14 protein-coding genes are annotated in these 16,496 nt (G+C 47.5%); 2 read left to right on the top strand and 12 right to left on the bottom strand.

Annotated features, from left to right (window positions below; genetic code table 11):
• Positions 1-41: 41 nt before the first annotated feature.
• Entirely contained in the window at positions 42-857 is an 816-nt protein-coding gene (locus tag QMZ64_RS18590; RefSeq protein WP_059230666.1) for an MIP/aquaporin family protein, read from the bottom strand.
• A gap of 226 nt (positions 858-1,083) precedes the next feature.
• The gene (locus QMZ64_RS18585) at positions 1,084-1,641 is read right to left on the bottom strand and encodes a glycerol-3-phosphate responsive antiterminator (protein ID WP_020450708.1); all 558 of its coding nucleotides are present in this window, start codon (positions 1,639-1,641) and stop codon (positions 1,084-1,086) included.
• 173 nt (positions 1,642-1,814) lie between these two features.
• Between QMZ64_RS18585 and QMZ64_RS18580 the strand changes: the two genes are divergently transcribed.
• Entirely contained in the window at positions 1,815-2,807 is a 993-nt protein-coding gene (locus QMZ64_RS18580) for a quinone oxidoreductase family protein (RefSeq protein ID WP_265627495.1), read from the top strand.
• A gap of 98 nt (positions 2,808-2,905) precedes the next feature.
• Here the strand turns inward: QMZ64_RS18580 and QMZ64_RS18575 are convergent, their stop codons facing one another.
• The 8 genes from QMZ64_RS18575 to QMZ64_RS18540 all read right to left on the bottom strand — a co-directional run bounded on the left by QMZ64_RS18575 (position 2,906) and on the right by QMZ64_RS18540 (position 10,900).
• Entirely contained in the window at positions 2,906-3,817 is a 912-nt protein-coding gene (locus QMZ64_RS18575; protein ID WP_165426496.1) for an AEC family transporter, read from the bottom strand.
• A gap of 185 nt (positions 3,818-4,002) precedes the next feature.
• Entirely contained in the window at positions 4,003-4,200 is a 198-nt protein-coding gene (locus tag QMZ64_RS18570; protein ID WP_301441514.1) for a hypothetical protein, read from the bottom strand.
• Between the two features lie 364 nt (positions 4,201-4,564).
• Complete coding sequence (locus QMZ64_RS18565; protein WP_243939289.1) at positions 4,565-5,365, bottom strand: formate/nitrite transporter family protein; 801 nt, start codon at positions 5,363-5,365, stop codon at positions 4,565-4,567.
• A gap of 245 nt (positions 5,366-5,610) precedes the next feature.
• Positions 5,611-7,239 (bottom strand): ribosomal protection-like ABC-F family protein, encoded by a 1,629-nt coding sequence (abc-f, locus tag QMZ64_RS18560; protein ID WP_265627497.1) that lies wholly within the window; start codon positions 7,237-7,239, stop codon positions 5,611-5,613.
• 335 nt (positions 7,240-7,574) lie between these two features.
• On the bottom strand, positions 7,575-9,113 hold the full coding sequence (locus tag QMZ64_RS18555) for a bifunctional GNAT family N-acetyltransferase/carbon-nitrogen hydrolase family protein (RefSeq protein ID WP_020450701.1): 1,539 nt from the start codon (positions 9,111-9,113) through the stop codon (positions 7,575-7,577).
• A gap of 23 nt (positions 9,114-9,136) precedes the next feature.
• Positions 9,137-9,799 (bottom strand): HAD family hydrolase, encoded by a 663-nt coding sequence (locus QMZ64_RS18550; protein WP_265627498.1) that lies wholly within the window; start codon positions 9,797-9,799, stop codon positions 9,137-9,139.
• 138 nt (positions 9,800-9,937) lie between these two features.
• On the bottom strand, positions 9,938-10,342 hold the full coding sequence (locus QMZ64_RS18545; protein ID WP_373368040.1) for a CBS domain-containing protein: 405 nt from the start codon (positions 10,340-10,342) through the stop codon (positions 9,938-9,940).
• A 189-nt stretch (positions 10,343-10,531) separates the two neighbouring features.
• On the bottom strand, positions 10,532-10,900 hold the full coding sequence (locus QMZ64_RS18540) for a YhcU family protein (protein ID WP_020450698.1): 369 nt from the start codon (positions 10,898-10,900) through the stop codon (positions 10,532-10,534).
• 112 nt (positions 10,901-11,012) lie between these two features.
• On the opposite strand from QMZ64_RS18540, the gene QMZ64_RS18535 reads away from it, so the two are divergent.
• Positions 11,013-11,930: an RluA family pseudouridine synthase gene (locus QMZ64_RS18535; protein WP_243939283.1), complete on the top strand. Its 918-nt coding sequence runs from the start codon at positions 11,013-11,015 to the stop codon at positions 11,928-11,930.
• A 291-nt stretch (positions 11,931-12,221) separates the two neighbouring features.
• On the opposite strand, the gene QMZ64_RS18530 is transcribed toward QMZ64_RS18535, so the two are convergent.
• Positions 12,222-12,806: a class D sortase gene (locus tag QMZ64_RS18530; protein WP_020450696.1), complete on the bottom strand. Its 585-nt coding sequence runs from the start codon at positions 12,804-12,806 to the stop codon at positions 12,222-12,224.
• Complete coding sequence (locus QMZ64_RS18525; protein ID WP_301441513.1) at positions 12,803-16,423, bottom strand: 5'-nucleotidase C-terminal domain-containing protein; 3,621 nt, start codon at positions 16,421-16,423, stop codon at positions 12,803-12,805. The genes QMZ64_RS18530 and QMZ64_RS18525 overlap by 4 nt, the downstream gene beginning before the upstream one ends.
• Positions 16,424-16,496 lie beyond the last annotated feature (73 nt).

Genomic DNA, 16,496 nt, shown 5'->3' with positions numbered 1-16,496 from the left:
TTTAAAACTCCCCCTTATATGTCTGTTAAGATTGCGTTTTTTTAAATGTTGACCGATTGATCAACCGATTGTTTTTTCATATGAATATAGAAACCTAACAATATCACAACTAATATAACGCTTACAATCCAAAATGTGTTGGTGATGTGTCCTTTGAATGCGGCATTGTAAAAAACGCCTGCAAATGAACCGCCGAGCGCCGGTCCTAAAACAGGAATCCACGCGTACTTCCAATTTGAACTCCCTTTGCCTGCAATCGGAAGGACAAAGTGGGCGATTCTCGGCCCCAAATCGCGGGCAGGGTTAATCGCATATCCTGTTGTTCCGCCGAGCGAGAGCCCGATCGCCACGATCAGAAATCCGACAACGAGCGGATTCAGTCCGTCAGTAAACTTGTTTGCACCGATCGCTAAAAGTCCGAGAACGAGAACAAAAGTCCCCAATGTTTCACTGAACAGGTTTGCAAATGTATTTGGAATCGCCGGGCCTGTCGAAAATACTCCCAGCTTCGCGCCTTGATCTTCGGTTTCTTTCCAGTGCGGCAAGTAGTGAAGAAAAACGAGCACCGCTCCTAAAAATGCGCCGATCATCTGTCCTAAAATATAGGAAGGCACTTCTTCCCAAGGAAAATCTCCGACAAATGCCAGCCCCAATGTCACGGCGGGATTTAAATGCGCTCCGCTGATGCCGCCGACGGCATATACCGCCATGGCCACGCCGAGCCCCCAGCCGAAGACGATCACAATCCATCCGGATTGATGGGACAGCGATTTTTTCAAATTAACTCCTGCACAAACTCCAGCTCCAAAGACGATGAGCAGCATCGTTCCGATAACTTCCCCCCAAAATGCTGTCAAGGCTATCCCTCCTAAAATCTATTATGAAGTGTTATTTTAAAGATGAACACCATGGGCTCACCTTTTCCACTGTGTCTATAAGACCATAAAAAAACACAGCAAACTTTCTTTACATCATTGAGTAAAGAACTGCTGTGGTCTCCGGGTCTCCGTCACAATGTATTAACTTAGTAAAATCGTATCGTATAGTGAAAGCGTTGTCAATAATTTTTCACATTTTAAATTTTTACTTCCAGTATTTTTTCCATAAATCAGTGTCTGAGGTGGTGACTGCGGACGCCCCTGCTGCAAGCGCCTGCTCGACGTCTTTTTCAGTACGGATAAACCCGCCCGCAAAGATCGGAATACCGGTTTTTTCTTTGACTTCCTTGATCAATTCCGGCACCACTCCGGGAAGCACTTCTATATAGTCGGGTCTGTGCTTTTTCACCAATTCAATACTCTTCTTCATGGCGCTTGTGTCTATTAAAAACATGCGCTGGATCGCATACACTTTCTTCTGCTTTGCTTTGGCAATAACGCTTGATCTTGTAGAAAGAATCCCCGCCGGCTTCATTTCCTGGCAAATGAATTCCGCACCGTATTCATCATGCTTAATTCCTTGGATCAAATCGACGTGCACAAACATTTTTTTCCCATGGGATCTGGCCGCGCTGATGACACCCCCCAGCTGTCCAAGGTGGATGTCAAGCAGAACCCCGTATGAAAATGGGCTGTCCAGGAATGTATCAAACTGCTTCATATTACGTACCGCAGGTAAAATCTTTTGATCGTGAAAACTCATGTTCCATCTCCTTCACTTGCTATCTTGCTTCTGTATTACACTAATGGAATTTCCGCCTCAATGCAATCCTTTATAAGCAGAAGCCGTTCGCGGTCCCCGGGCAAATCATTTTACATTTACCTTCATTCATGTCCATAATTTAACACAACCAACTCGAATGGAGGGAATTTTTTATGAAAGCAATCATCCATGAAGGAATCAAGGGCCTTTCAGGACTGAAATATACAGATGTTTCCGACAAAACGCCCGGTCCGGGTGAAGTCAAAATCAGACTGAAAGCGGCCGGGCTGAACCACCGTGACTTGTTCCTCTTTCAATCTAGGGAGGCGGGTGATGCCCCGTTTATACCCGGCTCCGACGGAGCAGGCACGATCGAAGAGACAGGCGAAGGTGTTCAGGGCCTCGCCGTTCATACAGAGGTGATCATCAATCCGAGCATCGGCTGGGAATATACGGATTCTGTTCCGCAAGTACCTGACATTCTCGGCGGCCCATCTGACGGAACCTTTGCAGAACATGTCATCGTCCCGGCGAAGCACGTGTTGAAAAAACCGGCGCACCTTTCCTGGGAGGAAGCAGGCGTCCTGCCTTTATCCGCTCTGACCGCTTACAGGGCTTTATTTACAAAAGGCCATTTAAAAAAAGGCGAACATATCTTAATACCGGGAGTCGGCGGAGGCGTCGCCACAAATGCAGTGCTCATGGCAAAGGCAGCGGGCGCGCAGGTGACTGTAACCTCCCGAAGCGAAGAAAAAAGAAAAGAAGCGCTCCGCTATGGGGCGGACCTCGCAATTGAAAGCCGCGGCCTGTGGAAAGAAAGCTTGGGCGGGGAACGGGTTGATTTGATCCTCGACAGCATCGGCCCGGCAACTTTTGCGAATTATTTCGATGTCATCAAGCCGAACGGAAGGATCATCAATTTCGGCGCCAGCTCGGGAGACAGCATCCAGCTTCCGCTGCGCTCGCTCTTTTTCCCGCAAATCAGCATCATCGGCACTTCGATGGGCAGCCTCGAAGAATTTCGGCAAATGATTGATTTTATCGAAGACCATTCGCTTAAGCCAGTGCTTGATCAAGTGTTTCCTTTATCAGAAGCGGTTGCAGCCTTTAAACGGATGAAAGACGGGAAGCAGTTTGGAAATATCGCTTTGCAAATAGGCGGGTAAACTCTGGGGGGGGAACGACGGCTTGCCATGTCATCAGCCGCCGTTTCAAGCTGCCTTTTTGTTTTCGCCGGAAAAAAAGGCAGCCTGAAAGATTCAGGTCAGCCCCATAAGGAAAGCAGCCACAGCACGACCGGAAGGGTGACGATGCTGAGCATTGTACTGATAAAAGTCGCGCTTGAAACGATTTCCGGCTTTGTTTCAAACTGCACCGCCATCAAAGTTGTATTCGCCGCCGTCGGCATGGCCGCCGCCAACACCATGATCTGTTTGACCAGCCCGTCGACGGGAAGAATCAGCGCAAACCCCAAGGCAATGAGCGGAGACACGAATAATTTCAGCAAGAGCGAGTAAGAAATTTTCCGGTATTCGATATGTTGAAAGGAGATCACCGCAAGCTGCATGCCAAGAATAATCATGATCGTCGGAATCGCGGCATCCCCCACCAATTTAATTCCCGTCATTAACTGTTCGGGAATCGAAATATGCCCCAGCTGAAAGCATATGCCGAGCAGCGCACCATATGCGACCGGCATCCGGATAACCCTTGTCATCACGATTTTAAATCCGCCCGCTTCAGGGCTTCCTTTCGCTGCGTAATATATGCCGATCGTGCTCATGACAAGCTGCTGAAGCACCATCAGCACAACGGCGATATCAAGCCCGGCCGTGCCGTAGACAAGCAGGACGACGGGAGTGCCGTAGTTTCCGTTATTCATGAAAGCGGATGATAAAACGAGAGCGCACCGCTCCTGATTGGAATACCCGTGAACATATGAAATGAGGTAGACAAATAGAATCAAAGTGAAACAGAGGCCGAGACAATAGACAGACATATAGAGATAATCCATCGTCAGCTTGTTCTCATAAAACGTATCAAATGCTAAAAACGGAGACATTAAATACAGGGACATTTTAGATAGGTTCTGAATATCAAAATGAAGCAGCTTTTGTCCGATGAACCCGATCGCAAATATTCCGAAAACCGGCAGTAAAACAAGCACAAACTCCATGATGCACCTTCTTTTTATGTATAACCGTTCTCATTAATACTATCAATCATATAGAAAATTCCGTTTGTTTTCAACGGGGTTTCCAGCCCATTTGCAGAAAAAGAGCTCCCGTATACCCGGCCCTGCTTGGCTAGGTGTGCGGCAATCTTCTTCATGTTCTGGGATGCGGCTGTGAGGGAACTTGTTCACTCACATTTCGTTTTCCCTGAAACAGACAAACGATTTTGTGGGCCTCCCATATATGCCGGGTGATGACTTTCTGGCGGTTCTTTGATCTTGGCAGTGCTCAAGCAATCGGCATGTTTCAGGATTTTTATATGACCGGCAGCCTTTTCGGTCTTGCTGGTTTGGGTAAATGTAACTGCCTTTTTCACTGTCATCATGAAACTTCCATATATCACTCTCCCCCCTTTCCGCGGCGCGGGCAAATAAAAACAGCAGACAAAAGAAGACAACCAATGCCTCTACTGTCTGCGGGGAGTTGCGGATGTCCGTCTATTCCGATTTTAATGGGTGCGATAAGCATTGGTTAAGGAAGGACACGAACTCTTCCGCAGGCTGAATGAGCCTTGAGCTTTTCCTTATGTATCACATTCAGGTTGACATTGCTGTCTCATTGTCATGTTGTTCAGCCTCCGTTGCTTTTTTCTTACTTTGTAAGTACACCCGCCTAATCCCATTTCATCATCATCTTTTTCCAAAAACGGACGGCATTTGTATGTTTCATCGAGTGGATTTGTCCTTTGTTTATGATACCCGCTTTATTTCTTGTCTGGAGCGGTCTTTCTTGTGGTATCCAATAAAATAAATGAGACCGACAAACACGGCTCCGCCAATGACATTGCCGATAAAAGCCGGAATGATGTTTCCGATAAACTGCCCCCATGTGAACGAGCCCGCAAAAATGGCTGCGGGAATTACAAACATGTTGGCGACAACGTGCTGAAATCCGATTGCGACAAAAGCCATAATTGGGAACCAGATGCCAAGAATTTTTCCTGCTCCGTCTTGGGCGCCGAAAGAAAGCCATACCGCAAGACATACAAGCCAGTTACAGCCGATTCCGGAAATGAGAACCTTGCCGAAGCTCATATCTAGTTTTCCTTGTGCAACGGCGATCGTTTTTTCTAAATAAGGGCCTGTTTCAGTCAATCCAACCAAATGTCCGAAAAAGTAAGCAACAAACAGTGCGCCGATTAAGTTCATCATCGTAACGATTCCCCAGTTAACCGCCAATTGTTTCAGTGATATTTTTCTTGAAAATAAAGCCATCGCAACAGACATCATATTCCCTGTGATCAATTCAGCGCCAGCGAGCACCACAAGGATCAGACCGACAGGAAATACGGCAGCTCCGATCAGGCTGGACAGGCTTCCCCATTCTTTCGGCAGATCGGCGATTACCCTGATATCAAGCAAGTACCCAAGCGCGATAAATGCGCCGCCTAAAAACCCCAATACAAGCAGAGACGGCAGTGGGAGCTGTACTTTTTTCTTTCCTGCTTCAATTGCCGCATCCGCTATTTCATCCGGTTTTCGAAAAGCCATACTAAACCCCTCCATGATTTCTTCTTTTCTCACAGTTATGGCAGAAAGACAATAAAAAAAGGCAGCACTCAAATAACCTGTGTCAACCAGGCGTTTGAATGCTGCCTAACTTGTATGCATACCCATACAACAAAATCAAGCAGAATTAAGATATTGAAAGAGAATATATACAGTCCGTGCATACATTCCATTGCTTTTGCCTTCTATAACTGTAGCAATATCCTATCAAATGTGATAAAAATGTGTCAACCCTGCCGCCGCTTCTCTCTTGCGAATGTATAGTTCCCTTCATACTTGACGAGTTTCCTGCCGTCAAGCCACCAGGTGACATTGAAAAGCCGGTCAAGAAAGTATCTGTCGTGCGAAACCGCAATAATCGTCCCTTGAAATTGGCTTAATGCTTCTTCAAGCATCTCCTTCGATTCGATGTCCAAATGGTTTGTCGGCTCATCGAGGATCAGCACATTATGGTTTTGGTGAACGAGCTGGGCCAAGCGGAGCCGCATCCGTTCGCCTCCGCTTAAATTTTTCACTTTTTGAAAGACGGATTGGCCGAAAAACAAAAACTTTGCAAGCATCATTCTGGCTTCGCCTTCTGATGCAGAAACATGTTCACGGAATTCGGCTAAAACCGTACGCTCTTCCTCCATTTCGCCGACATGCTGCGTCAGATATGCGGCCGATAAATTACTGCCAAGCTGCACGTCACCGCTGTCCGGCGTTTCCTTTCCGCTAATGATGTTGAGCAGCGTCGTTTTGCCGCTGCCGTTCTCCCCGACGATGGCGGCGCGCTCCTGAAAACGGACATGCATACTGAGATTGTCAAAAAGCGCCCGCTCACCAAAGCTTTTGCAGACATCCTCAAGCTTGACGACATCTTTTCCGCTTCGTTCATCCATGCTGAAAGCTAAATCGATCTTTTTGCGTTCCAGTACGGGTTTCTTCACCTTCTCCATGCGTTCCAAAGCTTTTTCCATGCTTTTTGCTCGCCGGTGCAGGCCGTCATTCGGAGGATTGGCGCGATTCGCCCATTCCTTCAGCCGCTTGATCGTTTCCTTCATTTTTTTGATTTTCTTCTGCTGATCCTGATAGTCATGAAATTCTCTCATGAGGCGCTCTTCCCGTTCATCGGCATAATGTGTATAGCCGCCTTTGAAAAAGTGAAGCTCTCCCTGGTCGATTTCAAGAATTGAGGTGACCGCTTCATCCAGGAAATAGCGATCATGCGATACAATGACTGCTGTGCCTTTATACTGCTTTAAAAAAGATGTCAGCCATTCGATCGCTGTCAAATCCAAATGGTTTGTCGGTTCATCCAGCAAAAGCAGATCCGGAGCTGCCAAGAGAAGCCTGGCAAGACCCGCTTTCGTCCGTTCTCCTCCGCTTAACTCCCGCCACTCGGCATCGAGTAGCCGCTCGATATTCAAGCCGTGCGCCACCCGTTCGATTTGCGCACTGATGCCGTAGCCGCCTTTTCGCTGAAATTCATCTTGCATAGCCCCGTACTTTTCCAAAAGGAGACTGAGTTTTTCCGCGTCCTTTTCAACCGCCAATTGCCGTTCAATCCGGGAAAGCTTCTGCTGTGTGTCCCATAATGATGAAAAAACGTCATAGAGCAGCTCTTTTACCGTTTTCCTGCCGTCCCATGCAGGATTTTGCTCCAAGAGCCCCGTTGATAATCCTTTTTTCCAAGTCACAAGGCCTTCATCAGGTTTCGCTTGGCCGCCGATCAGCTTCAACAACGTCGTTTTCCCTTCCCCGTTTCGTCCGATCAGACCGATTCGCTCCCCTTGGTGCAGGTCCCATGACAGCCCGCTGAAAATCGTATGTCCTCCGTATGTTTGCCCGACATGTTGCAAACTGCATATTATCATCTATCTTTCCTCCGCACTCCGTAAAGAGACACCGAGCATAAAAAAGACGGCAGAGCTTACACCCCGCCGTCAGCATCAGAAAATCCGATTGTGGGCAGATGTCTCTCACTGGTATTTTTTCCAATTGAATGTGTAAAAAAGGGCAGACTGATCCCGTAATACGCATTCCCCGGAAAAAATCGCGCGACAAATATACAGATGAGCTTGCATATCCGTCATGCGCTTACCAGTTTGATTCATCTTTTCCACCTCCTTTTAATAGTTACAATATATGAAAAATAAAGATAAAAGTCAACATGAAAAAGCCGGCCTAAAGCGGCCGGCACACGAATCTGCTATTTTTGATAATGAATCCGGTAGATGTCATGGCGTCTGTCCTTGAGCTGCCGGACCGTTCCGTCCTGCCGCTGCCTTCTGAGAATTTCCAGGTCGACATCGCCGATGACCACCATTTCAATGTTCGGATTGCATTCGCCGACGATTCCGTCCCTTGCAAATTCAAAATCTGAAGGAGCGAAAATCGCGGATTGCGCATATTGGATATCCATATTTTCGGTTTGCGGCAGATTGCCGACCGTACCGGAAATAACCGTGTACACCTGATTTTCAACCGCTCTTGCTTGAGCGCAGTATCTGACTCGCAAGTAGCCTTGGCGGTCTTCCGTGCAGAAAGGGGTGAAAATAATCTTGGCCCCTTTTTCGGTTGCGATTCTGCCGAGCTCCGGGAACTCGATGTCATAGCAGATCTGGATCGCTATTTTGCCGCAGTCTGTGTCAAAGACGCGCACTTCGTCCCCCCTGCTGATGCCCCACCATTTTCGTTCATTCGGGGTAATATGAAGCTTATATTGCTTTTCGATCGTTCCGTCTCTTCTGAACAAGTAAGCGATATTGTAGATCTTCCCTTCTTCTTCAACGAAGTGGGAACCGCCGATAATGTTGACATTGTATTTAACGGCAAGGTCTGTGAACAGGCTGATATAGTCTTCTGTATATTCGGTAATCCGCTGAACGGCCAGGCTCGGTGAGCGCTCTTCAAGAAACGACATCAGCTGCGTCGTAAAGATTTCGGGATAGACGGCAAAATCCGCTCCCGCGTCTGAAGCCACGTCTGCATAGTATTCGACTTGGTTGGCAAACTCCTCGAAGGAATGAATCTGCTTCATCTCATATTGAATCACACAGATTCTCACCGGAAAAGCTGATTTGTAATAGCGCTTCGTCTGCGGCAAGTAGTCGACATTATTCCACTCCATCAATGTCGCATATTTGCTTGATGCTCTGTCATCCGGGAGATAGTTCGGGTTGATCCTCATCATCGTAAATCCGTTCAGCAGCTGAAACGAAAGGACCGGATCATAGATCTGGTGGTGGATGACTTGTTCGACATACTCCCTCGGCGTCATCTCGGAAGCGTACTTATGATAGTTCGGAATCCTGCCGCCGATGATAATGCTCTTTAAATTTAAGCGCCTTGCCAGATCTTTTCGCGCTTCATAGAGACGGTGGCCGATCTTCATCCGTCTGTATTCAGGATGAACCATGACCTCGATCCCGTACATGTTTAAGCCGTCGGGATTATGATTCGTAATATACCCGTCGTCTGTAATATCCTGCCATGTATGTCTGTCATCATATTCATCAAAGTTGATCAACAGGCTTGAACAGGAACCGATCACTTCTCCGTCAAGCTCTGCGCAAAACTGGCCTTCCGGGAAGTGTTCCAAATGGCTTTCCAGATGTTCCCGTTTCCATGGGATCATTCCCGGAAAACATAGCTCTTGAAGCCCGATGATGCTGTCGATATCTTTTTCTTCAATATTGCGGATGACAATCTTTTTTTCAAAGCGGGAAAGATCCAGTTTTTCAGACACGTCCCATTCCTCCTCTGCCTTCTTTATGATGGGTCGGAAATTTTTTCGATCAGCTGTTCCAGCTCCATTTCCGCCATTGATTCCAAACGGTGGTCATAATGCTCGAACAGCAGGCTTTTCGTTACTTTATTCGGTACAATGACACATTTCATTCCGGCTCTTTTCGCGGCGATTGATCCGTTGACAGAATCTTCGAACGCAATGCACTCTTCAGGCTTCACACCGAGACATTCCGCCGCTTTTAAATAGAGTTCCGGGTTCGGTTTGACTTCCTCAACATCATCGGCCGTTCTGATGCACTCGAAATCATCGTACAGGCCGATTTGTTTCAAATGCTGAGACACCCATTTATAATCCGAGCTTGACGCCAGGCCGATTTTTAAACCGAGCTCTTTCGCCGCGGACAAATAAGCTTCCACACCGGGACGCGCTTTTTCGCTTTCCATTCTTTTCGTAAAACGCTCTTGCCTCAATTTCGTCAATTGCTCATGGTCCAGCTTTTTTTGCAGCTGTTCCTCCAAATAAGAAAACGGCTGGAATCCGGCGGCCGTGCCGATGACATTTCCCCAAACCGACATTGGCAGCTCTGAGCCGTGCTCTTCAAAAATTTCCTGGAGCACTTCATATTCGTGCGTTTCTGTATCTAAAATAAGACCGTCAAAATCAAATATCACTGCTTTAACCATCGCGCTTTAGCCCAACTCCTTTTGACTGTTTGCACCATTCATTGTATCCTTCTTGCCGCCCCTTGAAAAGAGAAGACACTAAAAACCGGTATGTATAAATGAAGAAGAGCCTGCTGTAAGAGGCAAGCTCTTCCGTTCTTACTGAGTCCGTGCCGGAGTGGAAATGTTCGTAAGCGCCTGTCCGGCAGATTCATTGGACATTTCGTTTACCGCCAGATCCCCGAGCGCCAAAATCCCGACTAAATGGTTGTTTTCGACGATCGGCAGACGGCGGATTTGACTCTGAGCCATCATCTGTGATGCTTCTTCAAGGCTCATGTTCGGGTTCCCTGAAACAACATTTGTTGTCATCACGTTTGAAACAGGTGTCTGTCCATCCTGGCCTTCCGCTGTCGTTCTGAGCGTAATATCACGGTCTGTGATCATTCCTTTTAACACGCCTTGATCTACAACCGGGATCGCCCCTATATTATGGCGGCTCATCAACTCAGCCGCTTCTTGAACCGTTTGATTGGAAGAAATTGTAGCCACTTGTCTAGACATCGCATTACTGATTGTCGTCAATAGACTGCACCCCTTTCGATTGTTAGTATGTACAGGTCATGCACATGCTAAAAAGGAAGTTGGCACCATTTCATTGTGTTTTCCGCTTATTTCTTATATCATCTTTTCATAAAAAGAAGAGCTTTTCCGAAAACGGAACAAGCTCTTTCAATTCAGACAAACCCGGCTTTACATCAGCATTTTATTGTCGGTATTCACGATATGAAAGTCGGCAGATGTCAGAGGGAAGTACAAACCGCAGTCATTCAGCTTGCGGCAGTTTTTATCGAACAAATCACGGTCTTTCAGCACCCACCGGCGCTTCGCCTTAGTTAATAAGGCATGAATCAATTGCAGGCTTGTCATAATCTGAAACGCTTCATCGAGCGTTCCTTTGTATTCATCCTCTTTCAATTCAAGCACGCCCTGCTTTTTGAGTTCTTTTATTTTTTGTTTATTCAAGTACAATGGAAATATTTGATACAGCTCTGATACAAGCTCTTCTATATAAATTTCTTGTTCTTCAGTTGCTGCCTTTACAATTCGCAAATTGATCACCCTTCATCCCTTGTTCAAATCTCTTCAAACAGAATAGCATACATAAACAATGGGCTGTGAAGGTAAGTGTTTCCTAATGACTGAACGCTTTTTACAGAAAGGAGCAGTAAAAATGAACCAAAAAAATCACGGCTTAATCTTCAGTGCAGGCAGCCGGCATCACGGCGAACATTTATTTGCATATTTAAAAAGAGAAGCGAAAGCATCGAAGCCTGTCATTCAATACTGGATCGCAAATGAGAAAATTAAAGTGAATCATAAACCCGTGGATCATAACGTTCAGCTTGAGAGCGGAGACAGCGTAATGATCGATCTCAGAGAGGAAGAAGAAAGCGGAATCGTCCCTGAATACGGGGAACTTCCCGTTCTGTTTGAAGATGATCATATGCTCATTGTCAATAAGCCGGCGGGAATGGCGACACATCCGAATGAAGCTGGCCAGACCGGCACGCTGAGCAACCTTGTGGCGTTTTATTTTCAAATGAACGGCGAGGAGCGGAAAGTCCGGCACGTCCACCGTCTTGACAAGGATACGAGCGGCGCTGTCGTTTTTGCAAAGCACCGCCTCGCCCACGCCCTTTTAGACGAACAGCTGCAAATAAAAGAACTGGCGCGTACATATCTAGCCGTAGCGGAAGGGAAATTCAGAAAAAAAACGGGATCCATTTCGGCGCCGATCGGCAGAGACAGGTACCATCCCGTCAGAAGAAGGGTATCCAATTCCGGACAGCCCGCCGTCACCCATTTTGAATCAAAAGGGTATGACAGCCGGCACGATGTTACACTATGCAGCCTGCGGCTGGAGACAGGCCGAACCCACCAAATACGTGTTCACCTTGCGAGCATCGGTCATCCTTTGTCAGGCGACACTTTATACGGCGGTTCAGAGGGGCTTTTTCCGAGGCAGGCTCTTCACGCGATCGAAATCAATGTCACCCATCCGATCACAAAAGAACGCGTCACTGTCACAGCACCGCTTCCGGATGACTTGAAAGACGAAATCGGACGACTGTTCGGCACGATTGTTTAAACATAAAAAGGCTGTCCATTAAGGACAGCCTTAGATTGTTGACAAAATCCCAAAACGACTTTTTGTTTTGGGATTTTGTCATCCTTTCAGCGTGATTGAAAACCCTTGCAGTCTAGGAAAGCCGAGCATCGGAAGCTGACTTTCACAGGATGTGATGACGGCGGCGTTCAGGCAGGACGCCTGGGCGGTTAGCCGCCGATCCTTCTCCTATTCGTGAGCACCGACTTAGCAGGCCTGACAACGAATGCGAGGGTTTGCCGACACGCTGAGGCCTGTCCATTAAGGACAGCCTTAAAGCGGTTTTGCATACATAATATAGCGCTCAGGCGCATTTCCGACATAAGAAAACGGATAGCATGTCGTTAACAGCAATTCTTCTTTTTCGTGCTGCAGCGTGATGATGGATGTATCATCTTGATCAACAATTTTCGTGTGTGTGATTTCATATTCGAAGCTTCCGTATGGAAGCTCGATTTTCAGCTTATCTCCGATTTCCAGCTCTCCTGTTCTGCGAAAAACCGTATCCCTGTGCCCCGAAAGAACAATTTGCCCGTTTTGTTTTGGATAATAGCTGTCTTTATAATGACCGACGCCTTTTTCCAAATCATCGGGACTTGTTCCTTCAACGATAGGAAGCTGAGCGCCCAGTCTTGGAATATGGAGGATGCCTGCCGCTTCGCCGTTGGCGGGCTTAAACGATGCAGGCGCTGAGGGGTGCTTTGCTGAACGGACAGATTGACTCGATGCAATGGCTTCTTTTGCTTCAGTTAAAGAAATATCGGTCTGTCTGTTCATATCGAATATTTTCCAGCCGCCGTATGCAAAAATGGCAAGCCCCGCCGTCATCAGCAGAAACGATAACATCTTCACTTTCATAGTTTTGCAATACCCCTTTTCCGCATATAAAGAATCGCTCCTAACATAAACGTCAGGAAGCCGTACAAAAGAAAACCGCCGTAAGAAGCCGCCGTATCGGGCAGCTTGTGCTCTTCACGTGTATCTGACAGAAACGCATCATTTGACAGACCGTCCATCTTCTTCTCCGGCGCATCCGCCCCTTCACCGATCGTCACGCCTGCAACAGGAACAGCACCGCTCTTTGACGCATCGCCGGTATCGCCATGAACCGGCTTTTCTCCGCTGTCATTGCCGGGCTTTTCTCCATTGCCCTTATCTCCAGCCGGTTTTTCTTCGTCATTCGGATCAGCGCCTCCGCTTCCCGGCTTTTCTTCAGCATCAGGATCAGCTCCGCTTCCGGGTTCTTCTCCCGGACGTGAATCATCTTCTGCTAATTTTTTGATTCGTCCTTCGGCAGCATAAGCGATCGGTTCTTTAAAGCTTTTGACAAACTTTACTGTGGCTTCGATATCTTCCGGCCCTGTGACCGGATTTTTTCCAAGCCGCGAAATCGGCAAATACTTGCTGCCTGAAGCAGATGCCATAAAGTTGTTTACTGTCAGCGTATATGTCCGGTCTAAATCAATCGGCGTTCCGTCCTCAAGAAAAATATCCGCGGTTTTGTTTGTTTTCGGGTCCCACGTGTAGGTAAAGCCGCTGATCGAGTAATCCGGGCCGTATGATGGGGATATTTGCGCGTCTATAATATCGTATAGATCCCTGCCTTTTATTTCAAGCCGGACGAGTACATTGCCGAAGGGCTGGATATTGAACAAGTCTCCCCATGTAATCGTTCCTTTTTTTAAATCTTGACGGATGCCGCCCCCGTTCATTAATGCAAAATCTGAATTCATCGCGCTCCGCATCCCGTCAGCAATCAGATTCCCGAGAGGGGTGTCTCCGTCATTTGAATAGCCTCCTGCCATATCGTGTGCAGCCTCACCGACTTTCTCGCCGATGATCGGCGCAACCATCCGCTCATATTTATCCAGTATCTGACCGACCGCCGGATCCGGCTTGAGCTTTTCCTGATTCACATATTCGATTTCCGCTTTCTTTTGAACGATGTCTTTCGTTTCCCGATCGATTTCAAGGTCGACAACACCGATTGCCTTCCCGTATTCGTATGCTTGAACGATTAAAATATCATTGACTTGGCCGTTGACCACTTCATGATTGTGGCCGGCAAAGATGACATCAATCTCAGGATCTGCTTTTTTAGCAAGCTCTGCTGATTCACCGGTCACAACTCCGCCGTCCTGGGAAGCTGTCATATGAGCGAGCACCGCTATCGCCCGGACCCCTTTCGCTTTCAGTTCTTTTGCAGCCTGGTTGACGGCCTTTGTTTCATCTGTAAATTCAATTGAGCGAATTCCTTTGGGCATAACCATATTGGCGGCCGCCTGTGTCACGACGCCGATAAAAGCGACAGGCACTCCTTCAACTTCAATGATTTCATATGGAGGAAGAAAGCTGTCCCCGCTTGTTTTCAACTTGCAATTGGCGCAGACAAGCGGGAAATCCTGTCCGTCATAACCTTTGGTCCCTTTCCCTTCAGGGTGTTCGCCGCCGTTCAACATGCGCAGCAGCTCTTCGGTCCCTTCATCAAACTCGTGGTTCCCGACGGTCCCTATATCAAATCCGATTTCCTCCATGACTTCAACTGTCGGTTCGTCCTGAAGCAGGGAAGAAACCGGCGAGCTTCCGCCGATCATATCGCCTGCGTGAACGATCAGCGTATTTTCCCGCTCGGCTTTTTTCTCTTTAATCAATGCTGCTGCATAATCCATCCTGCCGAATGTTCCATCCGTCCGGCCATCGCCGTTTAGATCGAGCTCATATTGCTGATCGATCTTTCCGTGCAGATCATTCATGCTTAACATGCGCAGTGGAATATTGCCGCTTTGTTCTTTTTTCGAATAGCCTGCAGCTTCCGCTTCTTCAGCCGACGCAAAGAAAATTCGTCTTTCCACCGGAATCTCTCGCCACTTTTCAGGCGCGACATACGTTTTTTCCGCAGAGTCACCGACATGCCGTGTCAGCCCTTTGCCCTGCTCCCTGGCACGAAATTCAAACGGCATTTCGAGGAGCGGATCAGCGGGATTCCAAATGCCGATTTTCTCGTCTTTCGCCTTTTTGACGGCGCTTTGAAACAATTGATAGTCTTCATCACTTCCAACCGGCCAAATGAAATAGGTGACGGCCATCCCCTTTTGGACAAGCTGCAAATTCGTATTGACGCCGTCTTCAGTGATGACTTGGGCAAGCAGGCGGCCGTAGCTGTCTTTTGCTTCCTTGCCGACTTTCACGATGACTTTGTCTCCCGGAGCCAATATAGACTGCAAATATTCCTTCGCTTTGTTGCCGTGTTTCAGCTGGTTTTCATCTAATTCATTTTTCGGCTTATGGTAGGTTTCGGCTGTATCAATGTTGACATAGCGGACTTTTGTAGATCCGAGAACCGGCTCTTTTAAGTGGATCGTATCCCCGTCGACAACTCGTTCGACAACGCTTTCGTATTCCCCTTCAGCAGCGGGGGGAGGATGCGCGATGCCGTCTAATTTTCGAAGATCTTCCTGTTTTCTCGGCAGAAGCTGCACCGTATCATAACGGCTTAATATGCCGGTAATTTCGTACCATTGTCCTTGTTCTATCGAATCGGCGGCATTCGTTTGTTCCATCACCCTTAGTGTGAGCGGATGATAGTTTTCATCGATCATCGTGATATTATAGCCGCCGCCTGCCGGCGCATCCGGCTTTGTTTCAATAAAGCCTTTCATCTTCACTAGCCGGCCTTCGTATTTAACTGCCGTTCCCTGATCGAGCACATCTTTAATGGTCAGCGGAACAGGGTCGGGCAGTACCGCTCCTTCTCCGGTTACTTCAATGCCTGACGGTACGGGAACGATTTCTGTCAATCCTTTGTATGTCGTGATCTTCCCCGTGACCGAAACGGACATTCCCTCTTTCAGCTCCGGAAAATCGCCTTGTGCAGCGGAATAGATATTGATGCCCGCCGTTTCGTCCTGAATAAATGTGGACAGCTTTCCTCCTCCGACAGCCGCCTGATCCGCAGTGACGATTCCTGTGATTTTGACCGTTTCATTTAAAAGCTTGCGCGCTTCAGCTATCGTTTTGATCTCAGGCTTGGCAGGCGGTGCATCGCCTCCGGAAAATGTGATGGATTGAACGGATTTCAAACCGGGGGAATTAAAATATGTAGAGCGTTCGCCTTCGATGATGAGTTTTTTTCCGATGAGATGAGGGTTTGTCTTTAAACCGAACTGGTCTCTGAAAGATGCGGGTATCTGCACGGGGAGTATGTTCTCAGGCGATGTTTCCTCTTTTTTATCAGCCATTGCGATGTTATAATCGTTGGCGAAATTTCCGCTGAAACGATAATGGCCGCTCGAGACAGTGTGCCCGACGACATACCCTTCAACAGCTGCATGCCCTTCGTTGTGCTTAATCGCTTCTTCTACGGTAATCGTTTCCGAAGCGCGCGATACGTCCGCAAACGGCGTCAAAAAAGACGCAATCATCATAAGCGTGATCGTCAAACCAGCTAAAAAACGACACTTTAGAACATTGACCATATATTCGCCTCCCGTTTTTTGCTTCCTGTCAAGTTTATCTAATGATGATAAAGAACATATGATTTTTTTGTAA

It is taken from the genome of Bacillus sp. LB7 (genome assembly GCF_030449715.1).
Lineage (GTDB): Bacteria > Bacillota > Bacilli > Bacillales > Bacillaceae > Bacillus > Bacillus paralicheniformis.
Note: the sequence above shows the minus strand (reverse complement) of the source record. Positions and strands in the feature narration are given on the sequence as shown.

What these genes read in the sequence shown, in the direction of transcription:
- QMZ64_RS18535 (WP_243939283.1), top strand. Translation starts at nt 11,013, where the DNA reads ATGAACCAAAAAAATCACGGCTTAATCTTCAGTGCAGGCAGCCGGCAT.
- QMZ64_RS18585 (WP_020450708.1), bottom strand. Translation starts at nt 1,641, where the DNA reads ATGAGTTTTCACGATCAAAAGATTTTACCTGCGGTACGTAATATGAAG.
- QMZ64_RS18550 (WP_265627498.1), bottom strand. Translation starts at nt 9,799, where the DNA reads ATGGTTAAAGCAGTGATATTTGATTTTGACGGTCTTATTTTAGATACA.
- QMZ64_RS18530 (WP_020450696.1), bottom strand. Translation starts at nt 12,806, where the DNA reads ATGAAAGTGAAGATGTTATCGTTTCTGCTGATGACGGCGGGGCTTGCC.
- QMZ64_RS18580 (WP_265627495.1), top strand. Translation starts at nt 1,815, where the DNA reads ATGAAAGCAATCATCCATGAAGGAATCAAGGGCCTTTCAGGACTGAAA.
- QMZ64_RS18570 (WP_301441514.1), bottom strand. Translation starts at nt 4,200, where the DNA reads ATGATGACAGTGAAAAAGGCAGTTACATTTACCCAAACCAGCAAGACC.
- QMZ64_RS18575 (WP_165426496.1), bottom strand. Translation starts at nt 3,817, where the DNA reads ATGGAGTTTGTGCTTGTTTTACTGCCGGTTTTCGGAATATTTGCGATC.
- abc-f (WP_265627497.1), bottom strand. Translation starts at nt 7,239, where the DNA reads ATGATAATATGCAGTTTGCAACATGTCGGGCAAACATACGGAGGACAT.
- QMZ64_RS18545 (WP_373368040.1), bottom strand. Translation starts at nt 10,342, where the DNA reads ATGTCTAGACAAGTGGCTACAATTTCTTCCAATCAAACGGTTCAAGAA.
- QMZ64_RS18525 (WP_301441513.1), bottom strand. Translation starts at nt 16,423, where the DNA reads ATGGTCAATGTTCTAAAGTGTCGTTTTTTAGCTGGTTTGACGATCACG.
- QMZ64_RS18565 (WP_243939289.1), bottom strand. Translation starts at nt 5,365, where the DNA reads ATGGCTTTTCGAAAACCGGATGAAATAGCGGATGCGGCAATTGAAGCA.